This window comes from Mesorhizobium sp. M1169, assembly GCF_040318345.1.
Classification (GTDB): domain Bacteria; phylum Pseudomonadota; class Alphaproteobacteria; order Rhizobiales; family Rhizobiaceae; genus Mesorhizobium.
Window position 1 is genome coordinate 185,526 of record NZ_JAMYME010000006.1, and the last position, 26,882, is coordinate 212,407.

At 63.1% G+C, this 26,882-nt stretch carries 31 protein-coding genes and 1 pseudogene; 17 read left to right on the forward strand and 15 right to left on the reverse strand.

What is annotated here, in order from left to right; genetic code table 11:
- Positions 1–90: 90 nt before the first annotated feature.
- Positions 91–1,152, reverse strand: coding sequence for an LLM class flavin-dependent oxidoreductase (locus NKH41_RS09040; protein WP_352682292.1), 1,062 nt, complete (start codon positions 1,150–1,152; stop codon positions 91–93).
- 228 nt (positions 1,153–1,380) lie between these two features.
- Here NKH41_RS09040 and NKH41_RS09045 point away from each other — a divergent pair, with 228 nt between their 5' ends.
- A complete protein-coding gene (locus NKH41_RS09045; RefSeq protein ID WP_023718183.1) occupies positions 1,381–1,809 on the forward strand; it encodes a DUF6481 family protein in 429 nt (142 codons plus the stop codon).
- Between the two features lie 82 nt (positions 1,810–1,891).
- Here NKH41_RS09045 and NKH41_RS09050 read toward each other — a convergent pair.
- Both NKH41_RS09050 and NKH41_RS09055 read right to left on the reverse strand, forming a co-directional pair.
- Positions 1,892–2,205: pseudogene (locus NKH41_RS09050) on the reverse strand (DMT family transporter).
- 148 nt (positions 2,206–2,353) lie between these two features.
- Positions 2,354–2,479 (reverse strand): hypothetical protein, encoded by a 126-nt coding sequence (locus NKH41_RS09055; RefSeq protein WP_013528464.1) that lies wholly within the window; start codon positions 2,477–2,479, stop codon positions 2,354–2,356.
- Between the two features lie 215 nt (positions 2,480–2,694).
- On the opposite strand from NKH41_RS09055, the gene NKH41_RS09060 reads away from it, so the two are divergent.
- From NKH41_RS09060 to NKH41_RS09070, 3 genes are all read left to right on the forward strand, one after another.
- Positions 2,695–3,504: a transglutaminase-like domain-containing protein gene (locus tag NKH41_RS09060; RefSeq protein WP_352769594.1), complete on the forward strand. Its 810-nt coding sequence runs from the start codon at positions 2,695–2,697 to the stop codon at positions 3,502–3,504.
- A gap of 123 nt (positions 3,505–3,627) precedes the next feature.
- Positions 3,628–4,590, forward strand: a complete 963-nt coding sequence (locus NKH41_RS09065; RefSeq protein WP_352769597.1) for a cation diffusion facilitator family transporter — start codon at positions 3,628–3,630, stop codon at positions 4,588–4,590.
- A 67-nt stretch (positions 4,591–4,657) separates the two neighbouring features.
- On the forward strand, positions 4,658–5,062 hold the full coding sequence (locus tag NKH41_RS09070) for a GFA family protein (protein WP_352769472.1): 405 nt from the start codon (positions 4,658–4,660) through the stop codon (positions 5,060–5,062).
- 39 nt (positions 5,063–5,101) lie between these two features.
- Here the strand turns inward: NKH41_RS09070 and NKH41_RS09075 are convergent, their stop codons facing one another.
- Entirely contained in the window at positions 5,102–6,364 is a 1,263-nt protein-coding gene (locus NKH41_RS09075; protein ID WP_352769600.1) for a DNA recombination protein RmuC, read from the reverse strand.
- Between the two features lie 103 nt (positions 6,365–6,467).
- On the opposite strand from NKH41_RS09075, the gene def reads away from it, so the two are divergent.
- The 4 genes from def to truA are packed head-to-tail and all read left to right on the forward strand — an operon-like array spanning position 6,468 to position 9,224.
- A complete protein-coding gene (gene def, locus NKH41_RS09080; protein ID WP_352455964.1) occupies positions 6,468–6,998 on the forward strand; it encodes a peptide deformylase in 531 nt (176 codons plus the stop codon).
- Positions 6,999–7,014: 16 nt separating this feature from the next.
- A complete protein-coding gene (gene fmt / locus NKH41_RS09085; RefSeq protein ID WP_352769676.1) occupies positions 7,015–7,944 on the forward strand; it encodes a methionyl-tRNA formyltransferase in 930 nt (309 codons plus the stop codon).
- On the forward strand, positions 7,941–8,450 hold the full coding sequence (locus NKH41_RS09090; protein WP_352539946.1) for a GNAT family N-acetyltransferase: 510 nt from the start codon (positions 7,941–7,943) through the stop codon (positions 8,448–8,450). Before fmt ends, NKH41_RS09090 begins: the two co-directional genes overlap by 4 nt.
- Before the next feature lie 18 nt (positions 8,451–8,468).
- Entirely contained in the window at positions 8,469–9,224 is a 756-nt protein-coding gene (gene truA / locus NKH41_RS09095; RefSeq protein WP_352539947.1) for a tRNA pseudouridine(38-40) synthase TruA, read from the forward strand.
- Here truA and NKH41_RS09100 read toward each other — a convergent pair.
- On the reverse strand, positions 9,206–9,814 hold the full coding sequence (locus NKH41_RS09100; protein ID WP_352455970.1) for a transporter: 609 nt from the start codon (positions 9,812–9,814) through the stop codon (positions 9,206–9,208). The two genes, truA and NKH41_RS09100, sit on opposite strands and share 19 nt — an antisense overlap.
- 2 nt (positions 9,815–9,816) lie before the next feature.
- A complete protein-coding gene (dapE, locus tag NKH41_RS09105; protein WP_352769604.1) occupies positions 9,817–11,016 on the reverse strand; it encodes a succinyl-diaminopimelate desuccinylase in 1,200 nt (399 codons plus the stop codon).
- Between the two features lie 130 nt (positions 11,017–11,146).
- Between dapE and NKH41_RS09110 the strand changes: the two genes are divergently transcribed.
- Positions 11,147–12,178, forward strand: a complete 1,032-nt coding sequence (locus NKH41_RS09110; RefSeq protein WP_352769607.1) for a 2-dehydropantoate 2-reductase — start codon at positions 11,147–11,149, stop codon at positions 12,176–12,178.
- On the opposite strand, the gene NKH41_RS09115 is transcribed toward NKH41_RS09110, so the two are convergent.
- From NKH41_RS09115 to dapD, 4 genes are all read right to left on the reverse strand, one after another.
- The gene (locus NKH41_RS09115; RefSeq protein ID WP_352769610.1) at positions 12,168–13,268 is read right to left on the reverse strand and encodes a GGDEF domain-containing protein; all 1,101 of its coding nucleotides are present in this window, start codon (positions 13,266–13,268) and stop codon (positions 12,168–12,170) included. The two genes, NKH41_RS09110 and NKH41_RS09115, sit on opposite strands and share 11 nt — an antisense overlap.
- A 334-nt stretch (positions 13,269–13,602) precedes the next feature.
- Positions 13,603–14,391 (reverse strand): hypothetical protein, encoded by a 789-nt coding sequence (locus NKH41_RS09120; RefSeq protein ID WP_352769612.1) that lies wholly within the window; start codon positions 14,389–14,391, stop codon positions 13,603–13,605.
- Between the two features lie 21 nt (positions 14,392–14,412).
- Positions 14,413–14,790 (reverse strand): DUF805 domain-containing protein, encoded by a 378-nt coding sequence (locus NKH41_RS09125; RefSeq protein WP_352539950.1) that lies wholly within the window; start codon positions 14,788–14,790, stop codon positions 14,413–14,415.
- Between the two features lie 30 nt (positions 14,791–14,820).
- Positions 14,821–15,675, reverse strand: a complete 855-nt coding sequence (dapD, locus tag NKH41_RS09130; protein WP_023677474.1) for a 2,3,4,5-tetrahydropyridine-2,6-dicarboxylate N-succinyltransferase — start codon at positions 15,673–15,675, stop codon at positions 14,821–14,823.
- A 145-nt stretch (positions 15,676–15,820) separates the two neighbouring features.
- Here dapD and NKH41_RS09135 point away from each other — a divergent pair, with 145 nt between their 5' ends.
- Positions 15,821–16,660 carry an LOG family protein gene (locus tag NKH41_RS09135; protein ID WP_023718198.1) on the forward strand — a complete coding sequence of 280 codons (840 nt, stop codon included), beginning with the start codon at positions 15,821–15,823 and terminating at the stop codon, positions 16,658–16,660.
- 34 nt (positions 16,661–16,694) lie between these two features.
- Here NKH41_RS09135 and NKH41_RS09140 read toward each other — a convergent pair whose 3' ends face one another.
- Positions 16,695–17,402 carry a pyrimidine 5'-nucleotidase gene (locus NKH41_RS09140; RefSeq protein WP_352455977.1) on the reverse strand — a complete coding sequence of 236 codons (708 nt, stop codon included), beginning with the start codon at positions 17,400–17,402 and terminating at the stop codon, positions 16,695–16,697.
- A gap of 161 nt (positions 17,403–17,563) precedes the next feature.
- Here NKH41_RS09140 and NKH41_RS09145 point away from each other — a divergent pair, with 161 nt between their 5' ends.
- Entirely contained in the window at positions 17,564–18,325 is a 762-nt protein-coding gene (locus NKH41_RS09145) for a GGDEF domain-containing protein (RefSeq protein WP_023677477.1), read from the forward strand.
- Between the two features lie 49 nt (positions 18,326–18,374).
- Here NKH41_RS09145 and NKH41_RS09150 read toward each other — a convergent pair whose 3' ends face one another.
- Positions 18,375–18,542, reverse strand: a complete 168-nt coding sequence (locus NKH41_RS09150; protein WP_352455979.1) for a hypothetical protein — start codon at positions 18,540–18,542, stop codon at positions 18,375–18,377.
- Positions 18,543–18,635: 93 nt separating this feature from the next.
- On the opposite strand from NKH41_RS09150, the gene NKH41_RS09155 reads away from it, so the two are divergent.
- Positions 18,636–19,121, forward strand: coding sequence for a MarR family winged helix-turn-helix transcriptional regulator (locus NKH41_RS09155; RefSeq protein WP_352455980.1), 486 nt, complete (start codon positions 18,636–18,638; stop codon positions 19,119–19,121).
- An 8-nt stretch (positions 19,122–19,129) separates the two neighbouring features.
- Here the strand turns inward: NKH41_RS09155 and phhA are convergent, their stop codons facing one another.
- Positions 19,130–19,963 carry a phenylalanine 4-monooxygenase gene (phhA, locus tag NKH41_RS09160; RefSeq protein WP_352472351.1) on the reverse strand — a complete coding sequence of 278 codons (834 nt, stop codon included), beginning with the start codon at positions 19,961–19,963 and terminating at the stop codon, positions 19,130–19,132.
- Positions 19,964–20,103: 140 nt separating this feature from the next.
- Between phhA and NKH41_RS09165 the strand changes: the two genes are divergently transcribed.
- Positions 20,104–20,580 (forward strand): Lrp/AsnC family transcriptional regulator, encoded by a 477-nt coding sequence (locus tag NKH41_RS09165; RefSeq protein ID WP_352769617.1) that lies wholly within the window; start codon positions 20,104–20,106, stop codon positions 20,578–20,580.
- A gap of 102 nt (positions 20,581–20,682) precedes the next feature.
- Positions 20,683–22,221 carry a magnesium-protoporphyrin IX monomethyl ester anaerobic oxidative cyclase gene (gene bchE / locus NKH41_RS09170; RefSeq protein ID WP_352769620.1) on the forward strand — a complete coding sequence of 513 codons (1,539 nt, stop codon included), beginning with the start codon at positions 20,683–20,685 and terminating at the stop codon, positions 22,219–22,221.
- A 19-nt stretch (positions 22,222–22,240) separates the two neighbouring features.
- Here the strand turns inward: bchE and argB are convergent, their stop codons facing one another.
- The gene (gene argB / locus NKH41_RS09175; protein WP_352769623.1) at positions 22,241–23,134 is read right to left on the reverse strand and encodes an acetylglutamate kinase; all 894 of its coding nucleotides are present in this window, start codon (positions 23,132–23,134) and stop codon (positions 22,241–22,243) included.
- Positions 23,135–23,230: 96 nt separating this feature from the next.
- Entirely contained in the window at positions 23,231–24,727 is a 1,497-nt protein-coding gene (locus tag NKH41_RS09180; protein WP_352769626.1) for an amidase, read from the reverse strand.
- 126 nt (positions 24,728–24,853) lie between these two features.
- On the opposite strand from NKH41_RS09180, the gene NKH41_RS09185 reads away from it, so the two are divergent.
- From NKH41_RS09185 to NKH41_RS09195, 3 genes are all read left to right on the forward strand, one after another.
- The gene (locus tag NKH41_RS09185; RefSeq protein ID WP_352769629.1) at positions 24,854–25,393 is read left to right on the forward strand and encodes a sigma-70 family RNA polymerase sigma factor; all 540 of its coding nucleotides are present in this window, start codon (positions 24,854–24,856) and stop codon (positions 25,391–25,393) included.
- Complete coding sequence (locus NKH41_RS09190) at positions 25,390–26,094, forward strand: anti-sigma factor (RefSeq protein ID WP_352769632.1); 705 nt, start codon at positions 25,390–25,392, stop codon at positions 26,092–26,094. Before NKH41_RS09185 ends, NKH41_RS09190 begins: the two co-directional genes overlap by 4 nt.
- 205 nt (positions 26,095–26,299) lie before the next feature.
- Positions 26,300–26,857 (forward strand): fasciclin domain-containing protein, encoded by a 558-nt coding sequence (locus tag NKH41_RS09195; RefSeq protein WP_023677486.1) that lies wholly within the window; start codon positions 26,300–26,302, stop codon positions 26,855–26,857.
- Positions 26,858–26,882 lie beyond the last annotated feature (25 nt).

The window sequence follows — 26,882 nt, forward strand, 5'->3', positions numbered from 1 at the left end:
GAAAACGCCTCTGTCGCTTCAAGGTTCCGTTAGCCGGCGTCACCGGCCAGGCCGCCTCGCGGCCTTGCCGGTGAATCAGGTGACTGGGAATCAGGCAACCGGCGCCGCCACGGCGGGAACGGCCTTCGCAGTTTCCCGGCGCACGATCGGCGCCACTTTGGTTCCGTAGAGTTCGATGGCCTTCATCACCTTGGCGTGCGGCATGGTGCCGATCGCCATTTGCAGCAGGAAGCGGTCGTTGCCGAATATCCTGTGCTGGGCAATGATCTTCTCGGCCACCTGTTCTGGATTGCCGACGAACAGCGCGCCGTTTGGACCGCGCGATTGGTCGAAATGCGCCCGCGATGTCGGCCCCCAGCCGCGCTCGCGGCCGATGCGGTTCATCACCTCGGCCTGCGGCCCGTAAAAATCGTCGGCTGCCTGGTCCGTGCTGTCGGCAATGAAGCCGTGCACGTTGAGACTGGTGGCAAGGCTTGCCGGATCGTTGCCGGCGCGCCTGGCTGCATCCCTGTAGATGTCGAACAGTGGTGCGAACCGCGCCGGCTCGCCACCGATGATCGCCAGTGCCAGCGGCAACCCGAGCACGCCCGCGCGGGCGACGGATTGCGGTGTTCCACCGACGGCGATCCAGATCGGCAATTTGTCCTGCAAGGGCCGCGGGTAGACGCCGCGGTCGTTGATCGGCGCGCGCAGACTGCCCGACCAGGTCACCTTGACATGATCGCGGATGGCGAGCAGCAGGTCGAGCTTCTCGGCGAAGAGCTCGTCATAATCTTCGAGATTGTAGCCGAACAGCGGAAAGGACTCGATGAACGAGCCGCGCCCGGCCATGATCTCGGCACGGCCGCCGGACAGAAGATCGAGGGTGGCAAACTGCTGGAAGACGCGCACCGGATCGTCGGAGGACAGCACGGTGACAGCGCTGGTCAGCCTTATGCGCTTGGTCCGTTCGGCCGCCGCCGCCAGCGCCACCGCCGGAGCCGAGGCAGCATAGTCGGGACGGTGGTGCTCGCCGAGACCAAAGACGTCCAGCCCGACCTGGTCGGCGAGCTCGATCTCCTCGATCAAATTGCGCAACCGCTCATGCGCACCGATCGCACCGGGACCCGGTTCCGGGCTGACGTCGGCGAAGGTGTAGAGACCGAGTTCCATACTGTCATCTCAGCGTTTTGTCTTGGCGCTACACGTAGCGATCAGTCCGCCGCCCCGCCAGATGCCTGGATGGTGAACAGTGCGGGTGCCTTTCAGCCGAATTCAATCGAAATGGCGTCTCCCGGCTGCAACAGATCAGAATTTCATGGCTGGCATACCGTTTTGGCGCTTGAACTCTCGGTTTTCGCGCGTATGTAAGCGTCGCAAATTGACTTCAGGGAAGTGGACTTGGCTATCTATAGGGAAAAAGACGTTTTCGAGCGGCGCAATGCCGCAAACGAGGCAAAGAAGGCGCTTCTGGAGCGCTTCAAGGCAAAGCCGGCGGCAGATGATCCAGCGGTGCTGGCACGACAGGCCGAGCGCAAGGCAATCCTCGAGGCCCGCGCTATACGTGAGGCCGAAAAGGCCAGGCTGAAGCAGGAAAAGCTGGCGCGCGAAGCGGCCGAAAAGGCCGAGCGCGAGGCAGCTGCCGAAGCGGCACGCATCGCCGCGGAAGAAGCCGCACAGGCCGAAGCGAAGATCCGGGAAGCTGAAGAGAACGAGCGCATCGCCCGTTTTCTTGCCGACGAGGCCGAACGCAAGGCCAAGCGTGACGCACGCTATGCCGCGCGCAAGCAGCGCACCGGCAGGACGCCGCCCGGCTTCTCCGCGCGATAGCGCCTTCCGGCACTGATCAGCCGAATTCAAGAATCAGGGCCGCCTTGCAGCGGCCCCGAACGCGTTCGTCTGTCAGAATCGGCTAAGCCGCGAGCTTCAGTCCCATGATGCCGCAGACGATTAGCGCGATGCAGGCCAGCCTGATCGCCGTCGCTGGGTCGCCGAGCAGCCGAGCAGCCATATCCCCAACAGCGCCGTGCCGACGCCGGTCCACACCGCGTAAGCGGTGCCGACCGCCAACGCCTTCAGCGCCAGGCCGAGCAAGGTCAGGCTGACGATCATCGAGGCAACCGTCAGGACGGTTGGCAGCGGCTTCGAGAATCCGTCGGTGTATTTGAGGCCGATCGCCCAGCCGATCTCGAACAGGCCGGCGAGGAACAGGAAAACCGACGACATCGGAACGCTCCGTTTCGATGGCTTTCGGCCGATTTCTTGAAAAGCGCAAAAATTGCCTTCGCCGCATCCAAGGGGATGCGCGTGAGCTTAATGAACAATCATACCGGCCGCGTTTGCGGCCGGTCGAAATAAGCCGGTAGCTGCGGCTCTACTTGTCCTTCAGCTTCATCGCCTTCACCGGCGGTGCCTTCAGGGCCGGCGCCGGAGCCGGTTTCTTCGCGTCCTTCTTCGGCTTGCGGGCCTCCTTGCCTGCCTTCATCGCACCCTTAGCCATGATTCGTTCCTCCAGTTGATATCTGGCGAAGTGAAACAAGAGAAAACGTTCGACTGCAAGAGGCCGCTGCCGTGCAGTCGCCTGGCCGATGGGCTGTCAACCGGTTTCTAATTCCCTCGTAAACCGCAGCGGTCCGTGCCATGGTCTTCTTCGCACTGCAGCATCAGCCCTCGCGTTTCGCCGGCTGATGATCAGGCAGGCCGGTCAGGACGACAATGCGGATCCACATCGGTTGCCAGATGAGCTTCGACTTCCCGCAGGAAACACCGCTGATCGCGATGCTAAATGTCCATTATTCGCGCGCATCCGATCTTGAGCGGCCGGACTTCCTGACGTCGAACCCGCCGGTGCCGATCGAGAGCTACCGCGACAGTTTCGGCAATTGGTGCAACCGTTTCGTTGCGCCGGCCGGGCGCTTTGCGTTCGGCACGGACGCGGTGATCCGCGACCCCGGCTCCTTCGAGACGCGCGAGCTGACGGCGTGGCAGCACGAGGTGCGCGATCTGCCGTCGGAGACGCTGCTGTTCCTGCTGCCCAGCCGCTATTGCGAGAGCGACGTGCTGTCGAATGAAGCGTGGCGGCTGTTCGGCAGCACCCCGCTCGGCATTCCGCGCGTCCAGGCGGTCTGCGACTTCGTCCATAACCACATCGTCTTCAACTATTACAATGCGCGGCCGACGCGCACCGCCGCCGAGGTCTATCGCGAGCAGAGTGGTGTATGCCGCGACTTTGCTCATCTCGCTGTCGCCTTCTGCCGCGCCCTGAACATTCCGACCCGCTACTGCACCGGCTATATCAGTGATATCGGCCTGCCAAAGCCGTGGTCGGACATGGATTTCGCCGCCTGGATGGAAGTCTATCTCGGCGGCCGCTGGCAAGCGTTCGACCCGCGCAACAACGCGCCGCGCATCGGCCGCATCCTGATTGCCTCCGGACGCGATGCCGCCGATGTGCCGCTGACCCACATTTTTGGGCCGGGCGCGCTGGCTGGCTTCAAGGTCTGGACGGACGAGGTCGTCGAATAGCCCCGCGCCGCCCTTTTGAACAACTGACCTTGTGAACAACTGGGCACTTCGGGCGTTGTGGGGGACTGTGGAGCGTGGGCGGGCGCTCCGCCAATCTCGGTGCATCAACCAAGGCAGCACACCATGGCGGCGCATGGCGGGTCAAAAAAAGTGATCTATGCGGCGCTCGCCGGAAATCTTGCGATCGCAGTGACCAAATTTGCCGCTGCCTTGTTCACGGGCAGCTCGGCAATGCTCTCGGAAGGCGTCCACTCGCTCGTCGATACCGGCAATGGCAGCCTGCTGCTTTACGGCATGCACCGTGCCGCTCGGCCGGCCGACCGCACGCATCCGCTCGGCCATGGCCGCGAGCTGTACTTCTGGAGCTTCATCGTCGCGCTCCTCGTCTTTGCACTGGGTGCCGGCATATCGTTCTACGAAGGCGTGACGCACATCATGGCGCCGGAGCCGATTGCCAACGCCAAGGTGAACTACGCTGTCCTTGGCCTTTCCTTTCTCTTCGAAGGCACCTCTTGGCTGGTGGCGCTGAAGGAGTTCCGCCACCAAAAAGGCAGCCACGGCTGGCTCGAGGCGGTGCAGCTCAGCAAGGATCCGAGTGTCTACACCGTACTCTTCGAGGACAGCGCGGCACTTCTCGGCCTCGTTGTCGCCTTCGCCGGGATATCGGCGGCGGAACTGCTGGACATGCCGAAGCTCGACGGCGCCGCGTCGATCGGCATCGCGCTGATCCTGGGCGGGACCGCGATCTTCCTGGCGCGCGAAAGCAAGAGCCTGCTGCTCGGCGAGCCGGCTTCGCCCGAGGTGCAAACAGAGGTGCTGGCCATCGTCCAGCAGGACCCGGCGGTGCAGCGGGCGAATGGCGCGCTGACGCTGCATATGGGTCCGCAGGAGATCGTCGCCGCTTTGAGCATCGAGTTCGAGGATCATTTGTCGGCGCCGGAGATAGAGACCTGTGTCGAGCGCCTGGAGACGCGGCTGAAGGCGGAGATGCCGGAGGTGACGCGGCTCTTCGTCAAACCGCAGACCACCGGCACCTGGGAACGCCGGAGCAAGGCCTTGGCGGCGTCCGGAGGGGAACCAGCCTGAGGAAAATGGCTGCGCCATCGGGCAGTCCCGGTTATGATTGCGGGCAAAAGCTCCAGGAGGAACGAAGATGAAAATCGACGGCGGGTGTCATTGCGGCGCCATTACTTACGAGGCCGAGATCGATCCGGAAAAGACCACCATTTGTCACTGCATCGATTGTCAGAAGCTAACCGGAACGGCCTTTCGCGTCACCGTGCCGGCGTCCGAGGACAATTACAGGATCACCAAGGGCACGCCGAAGATCTACATCAAGACCGGTTCGAGCGGCGCCAAGCGCGCCCAGGCATTTTGCGGTGAGTGCGGCTCGCATCTCTACGCCACGTCGGCGGGCGAGGGACCGAAGGTTTACGGTATCAGGGTCGGCACGGCACGGCAGCGCGAGCAACTGGTGCCGAGAAAGCAGATCTGGCACCGCTCGGCGCTGCATTGGCTGCCGGAATTCGAAGGCACAACCATCATCGAGGAGCAGTAGCGCCAGACCGGGGCGAAGCCTCCGGTTCCGGCGCAGCTCTCAATCGTCGCCTTCGACGACCCTTAGCCTCAACTGCCCGGTTTTCGAATCGGCGACGCGCGGGCTGCTTTCCGCTTTTGCTCCGCTGCCATTCGAACCAGCGGTGTCCTCCGCCGGCTGCACGCCAAACTCCAGCGCCTCGATCTTTTGTCCGCGCCTGGTCACCTTCGATGTCGAGACCAGGATGTCCTCGATATCCTTGGCCGATTGACCGAAATGCGTCTGCAATTTGCGCACCCGCTCGTCGAGCCGGGAGACGTCTTCCATCAGCCGGATGACCTCGCCCTGGATCAAGTGCGCCTGCTCGCGCATGCGCGCATCCTTGAGGATCGCCTGGATGACCTGGATCGACAGCATCAAAAGCGATGGCGAGACGATGACGATCCGCGATCGATGCGCCTTCTGGACAACGGCCTCGAAATTCTCGTGGATTTCGGCGAACACCGATTCCGAAGGCACGAACATGAAGGCGGTGTCCTGCGTCTCGCCCTGGATCAGGTATTTTTCGGAAATATCCCGGACATGCACCTCGATGTCGCGGCGGAAAGCCTGTGCGGCGGACTTCTGCAGGTCGGCGCCTTCGGCGGCACGGATGGCATTCCACGCCTCGAGCGGAAACTTTGCGTCGATGGCAAGCGACGGCGCGCCGTTCGGCATCTTTACCAGGCAGTCGGGCCGGCTGCCATTCGACAAGGTCGCCTGGAATTCATAAGCGCCGTGCGGCAATCCGTCGGCGACGATGGCTTCCATACGCGACTGGCCGAAGGCGCCGCGCGTCTGCTTGTTGGAAAGGATCGCCTGCAATTGCACGACCTGGCCGGCCAGCGACTGGATGTTGCCTTGCGCAATATCGATGACCGCCAGCCGTTCCTGCAGCTTGGCGAGGCTCTCATGCGTCGATCTCGTCTGCTCGGTCATGGTCTGGCCCAGGCGGCCGGTCATGGCATCGAGACGCTGGCCGATCGACTGTGTCAGTTCCGCCTGGCGCGCCCCGAACACTTCGGCGATGGCGCCCATGCGGCCCTGCATTTCCGCTTGGGATTGCAGAATGCCGGCCATCCGCGCCTCGGCGTCGCGGGCGTGGTCGGCGGCTTCGGCGGCCGCCACTGCACGCGCCTTGGCCGATCGCCACAGCGCAACGACGAGCGCGACGAACAGTCCAAGGAACAGCATTGCGCCGAAACCCAGGGCATGGCCGAGCGTGAGCGTGGTGGCGCCGAGGCGGGCGACAGGTTCGGACAGGATGGTGGCCAGATCGTTCATGCCGACAGCATAGATGATTCGGTCTGCCGGCACAGATCAAAACGTGAACGACCCGAAGGCGTCCCGGTTGACGCTTTTCCTGCGAGGTCTTAGGTGAGACGCCATGTCGATCAAGCCGCTTATCATCCTCCCCGATCCCGTCCTGCGCCAGGTTTCAAAACCGGTCGAGCGTGTCGATGGCGATTTGCGCAAACTGGCCGGCGACATGCTGGACACCATGTATGACGCGCCCGGCATCGGCCTCGCAGCGATCCAGGTCGGCGAACCCTTGCGCATGCTGGTGATCGACCTCGCCAAGGAGGACGAGACGCCGGCGCCGCACGTCTTCATCAATCCCGAAATCCTTGAAAGCTCCGACCAGCGTTCGGTCTATGAGGAAGGCTGCCTGTCGATCCCCGATTACTATGCGGAAGTCGAGCGCCCCGCCGCGGTACGGGTGAAATATCTCGATCGCGATGGCAAGCTGCAGGAGATCGAGGCCGAGGGGCTGATGGCGACCTGCCTGCAGCATGAAATCGACCACCTCAACGGCGTGCTGTTCATCGATTACATCTCCAAGCTGAAGCGCGACATGGTGGTCAAGAAATTCAAGAAGCTCGCCAGGGACAAGGCGCCGGGCAAGATGGTGGGGTAGGCGTCGACGAATGCCCCTGCGTGTCATCTTCATGGGTACGCCCGAATTCTCCGTGCCGACGCTGCGGGCGATTGCCGGGGCCGGGCACGAGTTGGCAGCCGTCTACACGCAGCCGCCGCGCGCCGGCGGCCGGCGCGGGCTCGAACTGACGCCGTCGCCGGTGCAGCGCGAGGCGGAGCGGCTTGGCATCGAGGTGCGGTCGCCGGTGTCGCTGAAGGGCGAGGCGGAGCAGGAGGCGTTCCGCGCGTTGCGTGCCGACGTCGCCGTGGTGGTCGCCTACGGGCTGCTTCTGCCCAAACCCATTCTCGAGGCGCCGCGGCTCGGTTGCCTCAACGGCCATGCATCGCTGCTGCCGCGCTGGCGCGGCGCTGCCCCTATCCAGCGCGCCATCATGGCCGGCGATACCGAAACGGGCATGATGGTGATGCGGATGGAGGAAGGCCTCGACACCGGCCCGGTGGCAATGGTTGAAAAATGCGCCATTGGACCCGACATGACGGCCGGCGATCTGCACGATCGGCTGATGGTCTTGGGTGCTTCGCTGATAGTGCAAGCGCTCGAACGGCTGGAGCGGAATACGCTGACATTTACCACACAGGCGGAGGTGGGGGTGACCTACGCCAAGAAAATCGATAAATCGGAGACTCGCATAGACTGGCTGCGACCTGCCGGCGACGTGCACAACCAGATTCGCGGTCTGTCGCCCTTTCCCGGTGCATGGTGCGAGGCCGAAATCGGCGGCCGCGTGGAACGGCTGAAACTGCTTCGCTCGACGCTCTCGCAAGGCGCCGGCGAACCGGGAGGAATTCTCGATGACCGGCTGACAGTCGCCTGCGGGTCAGGCGCGATCAGGCCGGTCGAAGTTCAACGTGCGGGCGCAAGGCCCATTGCCGCGCAGGAGTTTCTGCGCGGCGCCAAGCTCGAAAAAGGAATGAAATTGTCATGAGCATGATGTCCATACGCGCGGCGACGCCGCGGGACCGCGAGGCGATCCGCCTTGTCGAAGAACACGCATTCGGCCAGCAGGCGGAGGCCGGACTGGTCGACGCGCTGGTCACAGGCGGTGATGCCGTCGTCGAACTGGTGGCGGACGAAGACGGGCAAGTGGTCGGCCATATCCTGTTTTCACGGCTTTTCGTGCAGAATGGCGGCAAGAGCTTCCCGGCGGTGGCTTTGGCTCCTTTGGCGGTCGAGCCGTCGTTCCACGGCACCGGCATCGGAGGTGCGCTGGTCCGCGAGGCGCATATCCGCCTGAAGGCTGCTGGCGAGACGCTCGCCGTGGTGCTCGGCGATCCGGCTTACTATGGCCGTTTCGGCTACAGCCGCGCCCGTGCAGCAAAATTCGAGAGCGAGTACCAAAGCGAGGCTTTGCAGGCGCTTGCCTGGGGCGAGGCGCCGGAGACCGGCATGCTGGTCTACGCCTCGGCCTTCGGCTCAGCCCTCGCCGCCTGATTTCGCCTCGATCCGGGAATGCCGCGTTTTCGCCTCGACATCGAATATGACGGCAGTCTCTTCGCCGGCTGGCAGCGCCAGGCCAACCAGCCTTCGGTGCAGCAGGCGATCGAGCGGGCGATCGAGAAGTTCTGTGGCGAGCAGGTTTCGCTGCGCGCCGCCGGCCGCACCGATGCTGGCGTCCATGCGACCGCTCAGGTGGCGCATGTCGATCTGATCAAGGCATGGCCCGGCGACAAGGTGCGCGACGCAGTCAACGCGCATCTGCAAGCGGCCAAGGTGCGCATCGCCATCCTGAAGGCCGCAGTCGTGCCGGATGGCTTCGATGCGCGTTTCTCGGCGATCGGCCGCCATTACCTCTACCGCATCGTCAATCGCCGCGCGCCGGCGGCGCTCGACAAGGGCAAGATCTGGTGGGTACCGAAGCAGCTCGATGCCGGTGCCATGCACGAGGCGGCAAAGGTGCTGGTTGGCCGGCATGATTTCACCACCTTCCGCTCGACCCAGTGCCAAGCCACCAGCCCCATCCGCACGCTCGACCGGCTGGATGTCAGCCGGGCGGGCGATTTCATTGAGGTCCGCGCTTCGGCGCGGTCATTCCTGCACAACCAGGTGCGCTCGATGGTCGGCTCGCTCAAACGTGTCGGCGAAGGCGGCTGGACTGTTGCCGACCTCAAGGCGGCGCTTGAGGCGCGCGACCGTGCGGCCTGCGGTCAGGTGGCGCCGCCCGACGGGCTGTTTCTCGTCGGCGTCGATTATCCGACGCCTGGCTGATCCGGAACGCTGATCCCGAGCAGCGCCTGCAGGCCGAACAGGACGATCAGCGACGCCACGAACATGCCGGCAAAAACGGCGCTGCCGGTGGCCGCACCCCTGCCGATCGCAACGTTGGTCATCCGCCAGGTCAAGACCATCGACAGCGCGAACAACAGCAGCGACACCAGTCCGGAGACTTCGTTGGCCGATGTCAGGAAAAGCCGGATCAACGCCGATGGCAGCATCATCCAGGCGATGATCGCCGAGGCCCAATTGCTGGCCACGACATAATGGACGAAACGGCCGCCGACGCCGACCCGCGGCGCCACCAGGGCGAGGCCTATGAGCGGCAGCACCCAGGCGCCGATATCGACGGTTGCCAGGCGGATCAACATGCTGAAACGGCCGACGAATGCGTTGGGATCGCCGATTTCGTTGGCAATACCGACCCAGCCGACGATCAGTGCCGGCGCCGCGACGACGATGGCAAAAAAGGAGTTCCAGAAACCGTCCGCCGAAAGGTCGAGCAGGCGAAATCCGTCGGCCTTGCCGAGCATCAGCCGCCAGGCACCGGCAAGCGAAGCGTAGGTTTCATCCGCTGAAAGCATCACTAGGATATGTCCTGCGCAAACCAGTCTTCAACGAAGCGCAGATAAATCTGCGTCAGCGTCTCGAGGTCGGCAATCGCCACGCGTTCGTCGACCATGTGCATGGTCTTGCCGACCAGGCCGAATTCGACCACCGGACAATAATCCTTGATGAAGCGGGCATCGGAGGTGCCGCCGGAGGTGGAGAGCGCCGGCTTCCTGCCGGTCACCGCCTTGACCGAACCGCCAAGCGTCTCGATCAACCTGTCGTCGCGTGTCAGGAAAACATGGCTCGGCCCGTCGCGCCAGACGATCTCGTAGTCGACCGGTGTCTTCTTGCCGGCGCGGTATTTCTTGCGTTTCGCCGCCCGGTCGAGGCGGTTGTGGATCTCAGCCTGGATCGTCTCGGCAGTCCAAGTGTCGTTGAAGCGGATATTGAAGGTAGCCGCCGCCTTCGCCGGGATGACGTTGGTGGCAGGATTGCCGACATCGATGGAGGTCACTTCAAGATTGGTCGGCTGGAAATCCCTTGTTCCGTTGTCGAAGACGGGGTGCAGCAAGGCGTCGACCAGCGTCATCAGGCCGCGCACCGGGTTGTCGGCTAGCTGCGGATAGGCGGCGTGGCCCTGGCGGCCGTTGACGACGACCGTGCCGGAGAGCGAGCCGCGCCGGCCGATCTTGATCATATCGCCGAGCGCATCGGGATTGGTCGGCTCGCCGACGATCGCAGCATGCCATTTCTCGCCCTTGGCAGCCGCCCATTCGAGCAGTTTCGTCGTGCCGTTGATCGCCGGCCCTTCCTCGTCGCCGGTGATCAGCAGCGAGACCGACCCCTTCGGGCCGCCCTTCTGCGCGATATGTCGCGCTACCGCCGCGACGAAACAAGCAATGCCGCCCTTCATGTCGACGGCGCCGCGGCCGAACATCTCGCCATTGGCGATCTCGGCGCCAAAGGGTGGGTGCGTCCAGGCTGTTTCATCGCCCACCGGCACCACATCGGTATGACCGGCAAACATCAGATGCGGGCCGTTGCCGGAACGCCGCGCGTAAAGGTTCTCTATGTCAGGTGTGCCGGATTCGGAAAACACCGGGCGCTCGACGGCAAAGCCGAGCGGCTTCAACATTTCTTCCAGCGCGCTCAGCGCACCGCCTTCGGCGGGCGTCACGGAAGCGCAGCGGATGAGAGCAGCCAGATTTCTGGTCGGATCGGTAGGCAGCGTCATGGGCAAAAGCGATAGTCGAAAGCGCAAGGCCTGTCACGGCCAGACATAAGGGCCAGCCATGCCGCCGACATTATGGTTTTCATGCCGTATGATTGCGGCAAAGGCCTCTCGACCAACGCAGGGCCATCGCATGGTCACGCGTGGCAAGACAATCGTAATCGCAGGTGCCGGCAGTATCGGATGCTACGCCGGCGGCTGCCTGATACTTGCCGGGCGAAAGGTGGTTCTGCTGGCGCGGCCTCGCATCGAGAAGGCGCTGCAAAAAGGCGGATTGTGCATCACCGACCGTGATGGCCGCGACCGATCCGTCAAGCCGGAGGCATTGTCGGTCACCGCCGATCCGGCCGCAGCATTCCCCGGTGCCGATGTCATCCTGCTAACGGTCAAGAGCGGCGCGACGCAGGACATGGCCGGGCTTATTGCGGCCCACGCCCGACCGGATGCGGTGATACTCAGTCTCCAGAACGGCGTTGACAATGCCGATAAATTGCGAGCCCATCTCACCGCCCGGCGGGTGCTCGCGGGCATGGTGCCGTTCAACGTGGTCCAATCGGCGGAGGGCGAATTGCCGCTTCGCCTGCACCGCGCCAGCGGCGGCAAGGTGATGATCGAACAGGGCGCGACAGGCCTTGACGAACTGCTCGACGTCGAGGGCTTTGCCGTCGCCACGCATGGCGACATCGAAGCGGTGCTATGGGGCAAGCTGCTGCTCAACCTCAACAACGCGCTGGTGGCGCTTTCCGGCCTGCCGCTGGCGGCAGAGCTTGCCGATCGCCGCTGGCGGCTGATCCTGGCCGGCCAGATCGACGAAGCATTGGCGGCAATGACGGCGACAGGCATCGAACCCGCTCGCATCGCCGGCCTGCGTCCCGCGCTGCTGCCGAAAGTGCTTCGCCTGCCCGACTGGCTGTTCAAGTTCTTGGCGCGGCGGATGCTTGCCATCGATCCGGCCGCGCGTTCGTCGATGTGGGATGACCTTCAGCGCCGCCGGCCGACGGAGATCGGCGAACTGCAAGGCGCGGTCCTGCGTTTGGCCGAAAAGGCCGGCACGCCGGCACCTTTGCTGAAGCGCGTGACGGCACTGGTGCGCGCGGCCGAGCAGGAGAGAAGCGGATCGCCCTGCCTGTCGCCGGAAGCCGTTGTCGCGACCGTCAGATCGTAGCCCGCACAGGCGCCCAGTAACGGCCCTTGCCGGTGCGCTTGGCTTCGTACAGCGCATGGTCGGAACAGGTGAGCAGGATTTCCGGATCGCCGCCGTCGGCAGGTGCGAAGGCGCTGCCGACGCTCAAGCCGACATGGATGGCGGAACCGACCCCGAGGTCGAAAGGCACCGAGACCTTTTCGATGGCCCGCTTTGCCAGGTAGGTGGCCTCGATCTCCGAGGTTGCGGGCAAAAGGATGACAAATTCATCGCCGCCAATGCGGAAGACCACGTCCCCCGGACGGAAGCCGCGCTTCAATCGTTCGGCCACCTTGCGCAGCAGCACGTCGCCGACGGCGTGGCCAAAACGGTCGTTGACCTGTTTGAAACCGTCGAGATCCATGCTGAGCACTGCAAACGGCTTGCCGCCATTAGCGGCCGGCGCCGCAAGGTCGCGGCACATGTCGCGCAATTTCTCCTGCAGGAAGATGCGGTTTGGCAGGCCGGTCAGCGCGTCCTTGATGGCCAGGTCGCGATTGTCCAGTTCGGCGCGGATCATGCGGGCATTGATTGCGTGGTTCTGAAGCAGCACGACGATGACGCCGGCCACATAGAACGGCGTTTGAATTCCGACGATCGGCATTCCGGGCGCCGCAGAAAACAATGCACCGACCACGTAAGGCAGGCTTACGGCCAACATGACGAATATGGCGAAGCGCGGGGTCGCCGCATTGCGTGACGACACCACGCCGACGACGCCTGCGACATTCAAGGCGGCAAGTACGGAAAGCGCCATATTCCCGCTGGCAACACAGCCATAGCAGCCGAGGCCGAAAACGACCGACCAGACGCCGCTGGCTGCCATCAGGCCCGCCAGCGGCCCTTTCGAGCCGCGCCTGCGGGCCTGCTCGCATTCCCGCATCAGCAGAACGCGGACGGTGAAAAGCATCAGGTCGGCGGCAATCCAAGCGTAGGGCCACCAATCCCCGGTGGCAAGAGCGGCGCTGACTGCAACCAACAGAACGCTGATGGTGCCGAACAGGACTGCGAATTTGCGGTCGAAGGTGGTGTCGAGAAGCCGGGCGCGGACAGCTTCCGGTTCCAATTTCATCGGCGAAGAGAACCAGGCAAAGAGGCGAGCGGCGGCGCTCCACGTTTTGCGCGGCTCCTTGGTGATCAGGGATAGGTCGCTTGCCAGTCGAGCGCTCCGTGCCGGTCGACACAGTCTTCGCCGGCATGCTGGGCCAGGGTGATTAACATTCGCTTAGAGCATCCGGCGCAAACCGGGCTTTCGGAACTCCCCGCTCCGCCGCTCTGGAGCAATTCCAGGAAAAGTGTGAAGCGGTTTTCCGTCCGGAATTGCGTCAAAACAAAAAGATACAGCGGTTCGGCGTTTCTGCGAAACGATGAACCGTTCTAGCCGATCTTCCGCCGGGTCGCCGGTTTTAGCTTGCCGGCCCCGGTCGTCTGCGGACTGCAGGCCGACGCGGCGGACCCGGCTCGGGATCGGTCTTCGCCGCACGTGCCGGCTGCCCATGAGGGGTTTCGATCAGCGTGATCTTCTGCCAGATCTTTCGCGAGAGGTTCGAAGCCAGGTTCTCGATGTCGTTGACGCCGTCGATGACCACGGCGTCATTCACCGACTGCGCGAACAGCGCGGCGATCTTGCCGGTGATCGACAGCATTTCGGAGCAGTAGTCGAGATAGCGGGCAAGGTCGGCGGCGTTGGTGATGCGGGCTGGCGAATGCGCAGTCGGCTTGAAACTGGCTGAAAGTGCGGCGGGATCCTTGGTCAGCTGGTGCATGTCGATGACGTGGATCAGCGAACGCAATCCGTGGAGCTGGCGAAACACCCGCTTGCGCTTGATCCGCTCCTCGGAGCGGATCAAGGCCAGAAAGCCCAGCACCGCGAGGATGATCATGTTGAGGGAGGCTTCGATGCCTTGCACCGACTGGAAGGCATCGTGGTTTCCCGAGATGCGGCCGAGCGGTAGGATTGTGCCGACGAACAGGAACATCAGCGCTCCGACGACGAAGGCGGCGATGATGAGGCCGCGCAGCCACCAGATCGGCGCCTCCAGCGCCTTGGCTGCCTTTGCCAGATCGCGCGACAGCGACACGAGCTCGGCGGCGACGCCGCGCAAGCCTGCATCGGGAAAGCGCTCGGCGACGCGCCCTTCCAGCCGTTCGGCGGTTTCGAGGATCAGTTTCGGATCAAGCGAGCGGTAGCGCATGACGAAATGTCCGATCGGTGCTCAGGGTTCGGCCGGGGCGTTGGTGCGCTTGCCGTAGCGGTTGGGGCCGGGTTGCCCTGGAAACAGGCAAAGCACGAGGAAAGCGATGATCGAGACAACCGGCACGAACAGCACCAGCGCCGCAACGCCCGGCTTGTCGAGGTCGTGCAACCGCTTGACCGCCAGCACCACGTTCGACCAAAGCGAGGCAATGAAGGCGATGAAGAAAATGAACGACCACATGTTGCTCTCGGTGGTGCCCTCCGGCACCAGCGTGAAACGGTAGAGCGGGAAGGCCTGTATGATGGCCACCAGCAGTCCTCCAAGAAAATAGGCCGCGCGGCTGACGCGGCCCGAAGCTTTGAAGAAAAGCCAGATGAGGTCGGATCTTTCAGGCAAGCGAATTCCGTCCGTATTCGTTGAGAAAGATCAATCGCGAAGCAATTCGTTGATCGAGGTCTTGGACCGGGTCCTGGCGTCGACCCGCTTGACGATGACGGCGCAGTAGAGGCTGGGGCCGGGCTCGTTGTTTGGAAAAGGCTTGCCCGGCAGCGAGCCCGCGACGACGACGGAATTAGGCGGCACCTCGCCGTAGAAGATCTCGCCGGTGGCACGGTCGACGATCTTGGTCGACTGGCCGATGAAGACGCCCATGCCGAGCACCGAGCCTTCGCGAACGATGCAGCCTTCGACCACTTCGGAACGGGCGCCGATGAAGCAATTGTCCTCGATGATGGTTGGGCCGGCCTGCATCGGCTCCAGCACACCGCCGATGCCGACGCCGCCCGACAGATGCACATTCTTGCCGATCTGGGCACAGGAGCCGACCGAAGCCCAGGTGTCGACCATGGTGCCGCTGTCGACATAGGCGCCGACATTGACGAAGGACGGCATCAGCACGGCGCCGGGCGCGACGTAGGCGGAGCGGCGCACGATCGACGACGGCACGGCGCGGAAGCCCGCCTTCTCAAAATCGACGGCGCTCCAGCCGTCGAATTTTGAGGGCACCTTGTCCCACCATACCGCCTGACCGGGACCACCCTTTATGATCTCCATCGGGGTGAGCCGGAACGACAGCAGCACCGCTTTTTTCAGCCACTGGTTGACGTGCCATTTGCCGTCGGCCTGCCGCTCGGCGACGCGGGCGACGCCCCGGTCGAGCAGGTCGAGCGCCGATTGGATGGCCTCGCGCGTCTCGCCGCGGGTTGCGGTCGAAATCGTGTCGCGTTCCTCGAAGGCGTTCTCGATGATCTCCTCGAGGCTCGCGAGATCGGGCTTCGACATGAATTCGCTCCATTACCAAGCTGTTAAGGGCCGGCGCCTTAACCTGTTTGAAAGTCGCGCGGACCCTATGTGAAGGCTTGGGGAGGGTCAATCGCGGCAGCGTCACGGGACGGCGCAGGTGAATGATTGGACGGGTAAAGCAAATATGACTCCCATGGAAAAGGCGGGATGGACGCCGCTGCCGCATTCGGACGAGGATCTGGAGCGATCGAAAAGCGTGCCGGACACGCCGCAAACGCGCGCGGAGACATATCGGCTGGCCTGGAACGACCCCGATTTCATGACGCGGCGCGAGTTGCGCGCGGTCAGGCTGCAACTCGAACTGCTGAAGCCGGAGATGATCCTGGCCGAGCGCGGCATCCAATCGACCGTCATCCTGTTCGGCGGCGCGCGCATTCCCGAGCCCGGCGGCGAAGCCTGGGCGGCCAAGAACGAGACGCAGAAGAAGAACCTCGAGCAAAACAGCAAATATTACGAGGAGGCGCGCAAATTCGCCCGCCTCTGCTCACAGCAGTCGGCCACCTCGTACTATCGCGAATTCGTCGTGGTGACCGGTGGCGGGCCGGGCGTCATGGAGGCCGGCAATCGTGGCGCCGACGATGTCGGCGCGCCATCGATCGGTCTCAACATCGTGCTGCCGCACGAGCAGGCGCCAAACGCCTACGTGACGCCGGAACTCTGCTTCAACTTCCACTATTTCGCGGTCCGCAAGATGCATTTCGTCATGCGTGCCAAGGCTGTTGCGGTGTTTCCAGGCGGCTTCGGCACGATGGACGAGTTCTTCGAAACGCTGACCCTGATCCAGACCGGCCGCATGGAACGCGTGCCGGTCATTCTGTTCGGCAAGGCTTTCTGGGCAAGGGCGATCGACCTCGATTTCCTCGCCGAGCAAGGCACGATCACGCCCGGCGACCAGGATATCATCGATTTCGTCGACACTGCCGACGAGGCCTGGGGGATCGTCAGCCGCTTCTATAAACTTTGACATGCAAGCAAGGACTTGAAGCGCGCCGGCTGCCTCAAGCAGGGACTTCCACGATCGCCGTGAGAAAGCTGGCGAGGTCGTCGGTGACGAAGTCCACATCGTCCTCGTTGGCCGGGTCGCGTTCCCAGATTTCCGAGAAGGTCGGCTCGAAATTGCGCGGCACCACCAGCACCGTAGTCATGCCCAGCGATTTCGGCACCGACAGGTTGCGGGCAAGATCTTCGAACATCACCGCATTTTGTCCGGTAACGGCGTGGAGTTCGGCAAATTTCTCATAGGATTGCCGCGCCGGCTTCGGGTTCAGTCCGGCTGCGACGATATCGAAAATATCATCGAAATGCTCGAGAATGCCCAACTGCCGCGCGGTGCGTTCGGCATGCCGGCGATCCCCGTTGGTGAAGATGAATTTACGGCCGGGAAGCTGGCGAATGGCGGTGCCTAGGACGGGATCTGGAACCAGCCAGGAATAATCGATGTCGTGCACTTTCTCGAGAAAATCGTCGGGGTCGATGCCGTGGCGCGTCATCAATCCGTTCAGCGTCGTGCCATATTCGCGGTAGAGTTCCTTTTGCAGCTTGCGTGCTTCCTCGCGCGGCAGCGTCAGCAATTCTCCGACGTAGGCGGTCATCTTCACATCGATCTGCGAGAACAGATTCGAATGATGCGGATAAAGCGTGTTGTCGAGATCGAACACCCAGTCGGTGACATGGGCAAAGCGGGCGGGGTCGGGAAGTGTCGTCATACGTCCTTATGGCACGAAACGATCTTTCTATCAGGAGGTTTATCCACAACCTATGCGCGCCCTGGGTGGTAAAAATGGCGCCATGATTAAAATCTTAAGCATCGCCGAAAGGTGACATTCAGCGCTTTGCTGGAACCAAGACGGACCAGTGGGAGCAAGCGATGAATCGCATATTTCTAAAGTCTGCCGCCATCGCTTTCGCCTCCGTCGCGGTCTCGCTTTTGCTGACGCTGATCGTCGTGCCGGCAATGGGGTTTCCGATCAATCGCACCATCTGGCTGACATCCACCGTGTGCCCGCTCGCGCTGGCCTGGAGCGTCGGCGCCTATACGTTCTGGCAGGGCGAAAGGTTGCAGACCGCGCATCGCGAGCTCGCCCGCGCCCATGCCCAACTCGCCGCCGCGCACAGGCGCTTGGCGGAAAAGGCGAGCCGCGACGACATGACCGGCATGCTCAACCGCGAAAGTTTCTTTGCCGCTCTCGACGGCTCCCGGCGCAAATCCGATCGCGGGGCATTGCTGATCGTCGATGCCGATCATTTCAAGACCATCAACGACAGCTACGGCCATCTGATCGGCGACGATGCGCTGCTCCTGATTGCAAACGCGATAGAGCGTGGCGTGCGCAGCGGCGACGTGCTTGGCCGCATCGGCGGCGAGGAATTCTGCGCCCTTCTGATTGGTGCCACCGAACACGAGGCCAGGCGCATCGCCGAGCGCATCCGCCGTGAAGTCGAGCGTATCCGTTTCCGGCCCGTCGACGAACGAACGGTTCCGCTGACAGTCAGTATTGGCGGCATCACCTGCGGCAGAGACGCCGCAGTGTCGGAGCTAATGCGCGCCGCCGACCAGCGGCTCTACGAGGCCAAGCATCGCGGCCGTAATCTGTCGATCATCGACCGCGATATTTCCGAAGCCGCCTGAGCTCGGCCCTAAGCCTTCTGCTGCATTCAACCGCGCCGCTGCCAGACTGTCAAAATCCGAAGATGGCGATGCGGAACAGCAGGGCGGCCGCCGCCACCGCCACCAGAGCGATGCCAAGGCCAATGGGAGAGCCCCAGCCATACCACTCCATCGCCAGCTTGGCATATTTGAACTCCTCGGCCGGTGTGAGTGGGCCGCGCGTCGGGGTCTGATTCATGTTTCACTCCTTGCAGGCTGCGACAGGCCTTACCTTGCGCCTGATGCAGCATATTACTATAATAGCCATAATGTTAGGCAGTTTGATAGTTAGATGATCGAAATAAATTCGTCAAGCATGAATCGGGCCGACATGAAGACCGCCATCAGCCTTGCCATTATGGGCTGGCAGGACGCGACGCAGGCTTATGACGAGGCAGTGGGCGATAGGCTTGGGCTGAGTATGGCGGAACGCCATTGCCTGGCGCTGCTCTATGGCGGCCCGCGATCGGCTGGCGAGGTCGCGGCCGCAACAGGGTTGACGCCGGCCGCGGTCACCGCGCTGATCGACCGGCTGGAGGCACGCGGCCTGCTGACACGAACGCGCAGCCTTGAGGACAGGCGCAAGGTGGTCATAGAGGCGACGGAACTCACACGAGAACTATCGACGCGCTATTATGGCGCGATCGCGCAGGAGGGGGAAAAGGTGATCGCCACATTCAGCGACACTGAGCTCGCCACGATCCTGCGCTTCGTTACGGCGTCCCTCGACCTTCAGCGCGACCAGCTGGCCCGGCTGAAGGCCGAGGCGTTGGAATAACCGACAGCCTATAGGCTCGCCGGGTCGAGCGCTGGCTCGCCTTTGCGGCGCGCCACGATCGCCGCAAGATCGGCGGTCTCGAAAGCATCACGCAGGGCGTCGAACGACGGCAGCACGAAATAGGCACGCTGGAACTTGTCGATCTCGTAGCCGGTGCGCATTACGGTTTCCAGGTCGAAGGGGACATGGTGCGCCTCGCCGCCTTCGACCGCGAACTGAAGCTCCGTGAAGGATGACATCAGCCCGGCGCCGAAAGCCTTCAGCGGCTGGCCCGGCTCGCGTATCAGCCCGTATTCGACGGTGTACCAGTAAAGCCTGGTGATCATCTCGTCGCCGCCGAGCGCAATCACGTTATCGGCCTTTTTGCCATACATCTGCATGAAGTCGGCAAAGACCGGCTGCGTCAGGATCGGCACGTGACCGAAGAAATCGTGGAACATGTCGGGCTCGACAATGTAGTCGAGCTCCTTTTGGGTTCGCAGCCAGTTGGTGACCGGGAAGCGGCGGTTGGCGAGGTGGTCGAAGAACGGCTGGGCGGGGATGAGCCCCGGCACAGCGACGATCTCCCAGCCGGTGAGCTTGCGCAGCTTCTCGCTGACCGCACCGAAATCCGGGATCTTGTCGAGAAGGCCGAGCGCCGCAACGCCATCGAGATAGGAATGGTGGGCGAGCTTCCTGGTCAGCTTCGTCTGGCGGTCGCACAGCGTGCGCCACACCGCCTGTTCTTCGTCGCTATAATTGTAGCCCTGCGCCACGGTGAAATCGGCACGGCAGACCGAATAATCGCCGCGAAGGCCTCGCGCCGCGCATTCGCGGGCATAGTCGGCAACGTTCATTGTCATGGCTTGCTCTCCCTGGAAATCATGACCAGCCAATTGCCGGAAATTCTAGCCGGATCGCGCGAGGCAAATCAGCTTTGATGGTGGCTCAAACGCAGGGTTGGAGGTAAAAGGCTGCACGATCGAGCTTTGGGAGAGTGAAAATGCCTCAGTTTGACGAATTCGAGATCAAGATGCTCGACATCCTGCAGCGCGACGGGCGCAAGCCGGTCTCCGAATTGGCGCAGGAGATCGGCCTGTCGACGACACCTTGCGCGCGGCGCTTCGACGCCCTTCAGCAGGCGGGCATCATAAAGGGCTTCGCTGCGGTGCTCAGCCGCCGCGCCGTCGGTCTGATGGTCGAGGTGTTCATCCAGGTGCGCCTCGTAACCCACAGCGACGGCTCGCCCGAAAACTTTATCGCCGCCGTGCAGCGCATGGACGAGGTGTCGTCGTGCTGGACGATGACTGGAGACTACGATTTCCTGCTGCATGTCATGGTGCCGTCGGTCGACGAACTCAATGCCTTCGTCATGCACCGGCTGATGCGGCTCGAAGGCGTGCGCGACGTACACACGCAGCTTGTGCTGCAGAACATCAAGGGGCCAGGCCATGTCCCGCTTGCACATCTCAGACGATAGGCATTTCTGCGGAAAAGCTGCACACGAACTGCTGAATCGAGCCAATCTCCAGAGCTAGATCGCCGACTACGACATGCGGACCGCCATTGCATAAGGTCCGCCATGAAAATCGTCCTGATCAATCCGCCACATACAGCTATCGGCAGCCGCGTCCCGGACGACCATCTGCCGCCGCTCGGTTTGCTGGCACTGGGCGGTCCGCTGATCGACGCGGGACATCAAGTGCGGCTTGTGGACGCCGAATTCGGGCCGATGGCGCTTGCCACGCTGGTCCGGGACGCGTTGAGCGATCATCCCCACTGCATTCTGATCGGCCATTCCGGCTCGACGTCTGCGCATCCGACAGCCCTGCTGATCGCCGGCATGGTCAAGCACATCGATCCGGCGGCAATCCTGATTTATGGCGGCGTGTTTCCGACCTATCACTGGCGCGACATACTGGCCGAAACGGATGCCTTCGATGTCATCGGTCGTGGCGAGGGCGAGGCGACCATAGTGGCGCTTGCCGAAGCGCTGGAGAAACGCAAGCCGCTGTCGGATGTGGCGGGCATCGCCTTTCCTGACGATTTGCGCCAGCCCTTTGCCACCAAGCCGGCAAGAACGATCGCCAACCTGGACGACTACCGCATCGGCTGGGAACTGATCGATTTCAGTCGCTACAGCTATTGGGGAGGCAAGCGCGCGGTGGTCATGCAGTTCTCGCGAGGCTGTCCGCATCTGTGCAACTATTGCGGCCAGCGCGGCTTCTGGACGCGCTGGCGGCACCGCGACCCCGGGAAGTTCGCGCGGGAGATTGCCTGGCTATACCGCGAGCATGGCGTCGAACTGATCAACCTTGCGGACGAGAACCCGACGTCGTCCAAAAAAGCCTGGCGCGCCTTTCTCGATGCGATGATCGCCGAGAATGTGCCGGTGCTGATCGTCGGCTCCACCCGCGCCGATGACATCGTCCGCGACGCCGACAGCCTGCATCTCTATCGCCAGGCCGGCGTCATCCGCTGGCTGCTTGGCATGGAAAATACCGACGAGCAGACGCTTGCATTGATCCGCAAGGGCGGCAGCACCTCGTCCGACCGCGAGGCGATACGGCTGCTGCGCCTCAACGGTATCTTGTCAATGGCGACCTGGGTGGCCGGTTTCGAGGACGAAAGTTTGCGCGACCTCTGGCGCGGCTTCCGCCAGCTGATCGCTTATGACCCCGACCAGATCCAGGCGCTCTATGTGACGCCGCATCGCTGGACGCCGTTCTTCAGGATTGCCAGGGACCGCAAGGTGATCCAGCTGGACGCCCGCCTGTGGGACTACAAGCACCAGGTCCTGCGGATGACCCGCCTCAAGCCGTGGATGCTGTTCTTCGCCGTCAAGCTGATCGAACTGGCGGTGCAGTCGCGGCCCAAGGCCTTGGCGCGCATCCTGTTCCACAAGGATCCGGAGCAACGACATTCGATGCGCTGGTACACCAGAATGGGCCGCCGCGTCTGGTTTCGCGAAGTCTGGGGCTTTCTGGTCCGCGACCGCCGCCTCAAAAATGGCCCGACGCTCGCCGAATTCTGGGGCGCGCCGCAAGACGAGGACGAGGAATCGATGGTTGTCGAACGCCTGCCGCGTAAGTCCGTGACCGCTATTTCGCCAAACGCTTGAGCCTCTCAGACACCCGGCCTCACGGCACGATCAGCGTGCCGGCGCCGTGTTCGGTGAACAGCTCGAGCAGCACCGCATGCGGCGTCTTGCCGTTGAGGATGACGACGCCTGCGACGCCGCGCTCGATTGCCTCGATGCAGGTCTCGACTTTGGGGATCATGCCGCCCGAGACAGTGCCGTCCTTGATCAGGGCCTTGGCCTCGGCCACGGTCAACTCGTCGATCAGCTTCTTGTCCTTGTCGAGCACGCCGGGCACGTCGGTAAGGAACAGCAGGCGCGTCGCCTGGCAGGCGCCGGCGATGGCGCCGGCAAAAGTGTCGGCGTTGATGTTGTAGGTATGGCCGTCGCGGCCGGGCGCCACCGGCGCCAGCACCGGGATCATTTCGGACCGCGCCAGGAGGTCGAGCAATGTGCGGTCGACCTCGACAGGCTCACCAACGAAGCCCAGGTCGAGCACCCGTTCGATGTTGGAATCCGGATCGATCATGGTCTTTCGTGCCTTTTCGGCAAACACCATGTTGCCGTCCTTGCCGCACAGGCCGATCGCCCACTCGCCCTCGGCATTGATCAGCGCGACGATCTCCTTGTTGATCGACCCGGCCAGCACCATCTCGACAATCTCGACGGTCTTCTGGTCGGTGACGCGCAAGCCGCCCTCGAATTTGGATTCGATGCCCATCTTGCTGAGCATGGCGCCGATCTGCGGCCCGCCGCCATGCACGACGATCGGGTTGACGCCGGATTGTTTCAAAAGTGCGATGTCGCGGGCGAAAGCCTTGCCGAGCGCGATGTCGCCCATCGCGTGGCCGCCATATTTCACCACGACCGTCTTGTTCTCGTAGCGCTGCATATAGGGCAGCGCCCTTGAAAGCAGCGCGGCCTGCATTTCGGCGGTGGCGGCGATATCCGTCATCGGCGTGGTTCCCAGCTTGGCATGAACGGCGGCGTCTTAGCGGGAATTGGACGAGGGGGCAAACGGCTTTGCTGTCACGATCGATCAAATCACCGCCTATGCCGGCCGCTGCAGCGGCGCCCGTCGGCCCAGCCAGCCCGAGATCCTTTCCATCTGCGCGGCGAACGACAAAAGCGTTTCCTCGTCGCCGGGGCGGCCGGCGGCCTGGACGCCGAGCGGCAGGCCGGCATCGGTGACGTAAACCGGAAGCGTGATCGACGGTTGCCCGCTGACGTTCTGGATCGCCGGCCAGTGGGTGAACCACAGGCTCTTGTCCATCAGCTGGCCGAATAGCGGCTTGAACTTCAGCAGGCCGGCGAGGCGCAGTCTGTCCAGAACATTCTCGATGAATTCGTCGGCGCCTTTCGGGTCCATGGTGCCGCAGGCGAGCGGCGGGTGCGCGATGACAGGCATCAGCACTGCATCATAATGCGCGGTTTCGGTGATAAGCCGGCGCGAGGTTGCGTGCAGCCGCTGCAGGCCGGCATAGATTTCGCCGGCCGAGAGAATTTCACCGAACCGGCTCATCACGCGCGTGGCGCGTTCGATGTCGCCTGAGATGGAGCGGCCGACGCGCAACGCCTCGCCACGCATCGTGCCGGCCACCGCCGCAGCGACGGTTCTGGCGAAATCGGCGATGAAATCGCGATCGATATAGGGCAGGTCGATCTCCTCGACGCTGTGTCCGCCTTCGCGCGCCAGCCCGATCGCCGCATCCAGAGCTTTCAACGTCTCTTCCGATATCGGCAAGCCGAGCGGCGATTTTCGATAGAAGGCGAGCTTGAGCTTGCCCGGATCGCGCCCGGCGGCCGCAGTGAAACTGCCGTTCGGCGAGGGTGCCGCGTAGGGCGACAGCGGGTCGGGCCCGTGGGTCAGGTCGAGCAGCAGGGCCGTATCGCGCACCGAGCGGGCCAACGCATGGTCGACGACGAAGCCGTACCAGCTTTCGGTGACGAGCGGCGTCAAGGGTACGCGGCCGCGCGAGGTTTTCAGCCCGACCAGCCCGGTGCAAGCGGCAGGCACCCTGATCGAGCCGCCGCCATCCGAGGCATGCGCCACCGGCACGACGCCGGCCGCGACCAGCGCAGCCGCACCGCCCGAGGAACCGCCGGTCGTGTGCGCGGTGTTCCATGGATTGCGGGTGACGCCGTAAGCCACCGACTCGGTCACCAGCCTCAGCCCGTGTTCGGGTGCGGTGCTGGTGGCGATAGGGATCAGGCCGGCGGCCAGATAGCGTTCCGTCATCACCGAGCTGAAATCGGGGGTGAAAGCTGGGATGCGGCTGCCGCCATGCGTCGGCACGCCTTTCATGGCGATGCCGAGGTCCTTCAGCGCAAAGGGCACTCCGGCAAGCGGCAGCTTGTGGTCGACGGTTTTCGCTCGCGCCCGCGCCGCCTCAAAAAGCGGTTCGGCGATGGCGTTGATCTCCGGCAGGGTGGCCTCGGCCCGGGCGATCGCCGCATCGACGAGATCTTGCGGTGTGATCTCTCCCTTGTGCACGAGTGCGGCCTGGCCGGTTGCGTCATGCTCCCACAGAACCCGCTCGATCGACATGGTCGCCCTCCCGCTCATTGCAAGCTAGCGGGCGGCGATTTCATTGGCAATCGACGCTGGCGCTGCCGGTGCGCAAGACCATTTCAGTCGTTGCAAATGCATTGCAATCGCCTAATTTGGCGGCGGATGACGCCGCAGGACATCAGCAACCTGATTGTCCGGACTTCGATGAAGGACCGGGCTGCGTTCGATCTGCTCTACCGGCAGACCAGCGCGAAACTTTTCGGCGTCTGCCTTCGTGTATTGAAGGATCGGGGAGATGCAGAAGAGGCGCTTCAAGAGGTCTTCGTCAAGATATGGACGAAGGCGGACCGTTTCGCCGTTTCGGATCTGAGCCCGATCTCCTGGCTGGTGGCCATTGCGCGCAATCATGCGATCGATCGGATCAGGGCGCGGCGAGAGCCTGCCGCCTATATCGATGCCGCGCTCGACGTGGCCGATCCGGCGCCGGGGCCGGAGGCCATGGCCGTGGCGGGCGGTGAGTCCGAACGCATCTACCATTGTCTCGAGGAATTGGAGAAGGACCGGGCGGCGGCCGTCCGGGGCGCCTATCTGGATGGCAAAAGCTATGCCGAACTGGCGGAGCGCTATGGCGTACCGCTGAACACGATGCGGACCTGGCTGCGGCGCAGCCTGTTGAAACTGAGAGGTTGCCTGGAAAGATGACGCTGGCTGACGACAATGGACCGGAACGTGGGGGCGACGACCTGTTCGCCGCCGAATACGTTCTTGGCGTTCTGGCCGCCGATGAACGCGAGATCGCGTCGCGCCGCATCGATGCGGACGCCGCCTTCGCGCGCCTTGTCGATGCCTGGGAGGCGCATCTTTCGCCGATGGCCGCCGCCTATCCGGAGACAGAGCCTCCGATCAGGGTCAAGGAAGCATTGGACCGCCGGCTTTTCGCTGCAGAGCCGCGCGCCGGCCTGTGGTCGAGCCTTGGCTTCTGGCGCGGTCTTGCCGCCGCCGCCATTGCGGCGCTGGCGATCTACATCGCCGTGCCTTACCTCCGCCCGTCCACCGAACCGCCGCAGGCGCGGCTTGTCGCCTCGCTGGCGGCCGAAGGCAGCGACGTCAAATATCTCGTCGTCTACGATGCCGCCCGTCACGAGGTCGGTCTTTCTCACGTTTCCGGCGAGCGGGCCGCCGGCAAGGACTTCGAACTGTGGATGATAGAAGGCAAGAAGGCGCCGGTGTCGATGGGCGTCATCCCGGCCGGTGCGACCGCGCATTTGGCCATCCCGCCCGCCGTCCAGGAGAAATTGGCGCAAGGCGCCGTGCTTGCGGTCAGCGTTGAGCCTGCCGGCGGTTCACCGACCGGCGCGCCGACTGGACCGGTGGTCGCAGCGGGCGATCTGAAGAGCATCTGACCACTTCTCATCTCTGGAAGCAGACCTGAAATCTATCTCCCGCGATGTAGACGCCTGCAAAAGCTTGTTGGCGGCTGTCGATCCGAGCCAGGCAAATTGCAGCGGCAAATATTTTTTTGCGGAGAGGGCGAAACTCCAGCATTTCTATCGCGTATCTCCTTGCGTTCCCAAATGAGGGGAACGATAACCAGAGGAGATTGAAATCATGCGTAAATTCGCCACCCTTTTGCTTGCCGGCACGGTCGCCATTTCCGCGCTCGCCACCATTGCCTATGCTCAAAATCCGATGGTCGGCGGCGCCGCCATGTATGCCCAGAAAAACATCGTCGAAAATGCTGTCAACTCGAAGGACCACACGACGCTGGTCGCTGCCGTCAAGGCAGGCGGCCTGGTCGATACACTGCAAAGCGCTGGCCCCTTCACTGTGTTCGCGCCGACCAACGAGGCCTTTGCGGCACTTCCAGCCGGCACGGTGGAGACGCTGCTCAGGCCTGAAAACAAGGACAAGCTCGTCAAGATCCTGACTTGCCATGTCATCGGCGCCAAAGCGATGGCCGCCGACGTCGCCAAGATGGTCAAGAACGACGGCGGCACCCACAAGGTGAAGACGGTCGGTGGTTGCGAACTGTCGCTCAAGGCCGACGGCGGCAAGGTCACCGTGACCGACGAGAACGGCAACGTCGCCAATGTGACGATCGCCGATGTCGAGCAGTCCAACGGCGTCATCCACGTCGTCGACAAGGTTCTCCTGCCGAAGATGTAACAAACGCACGCTGCCGGCGAAGATA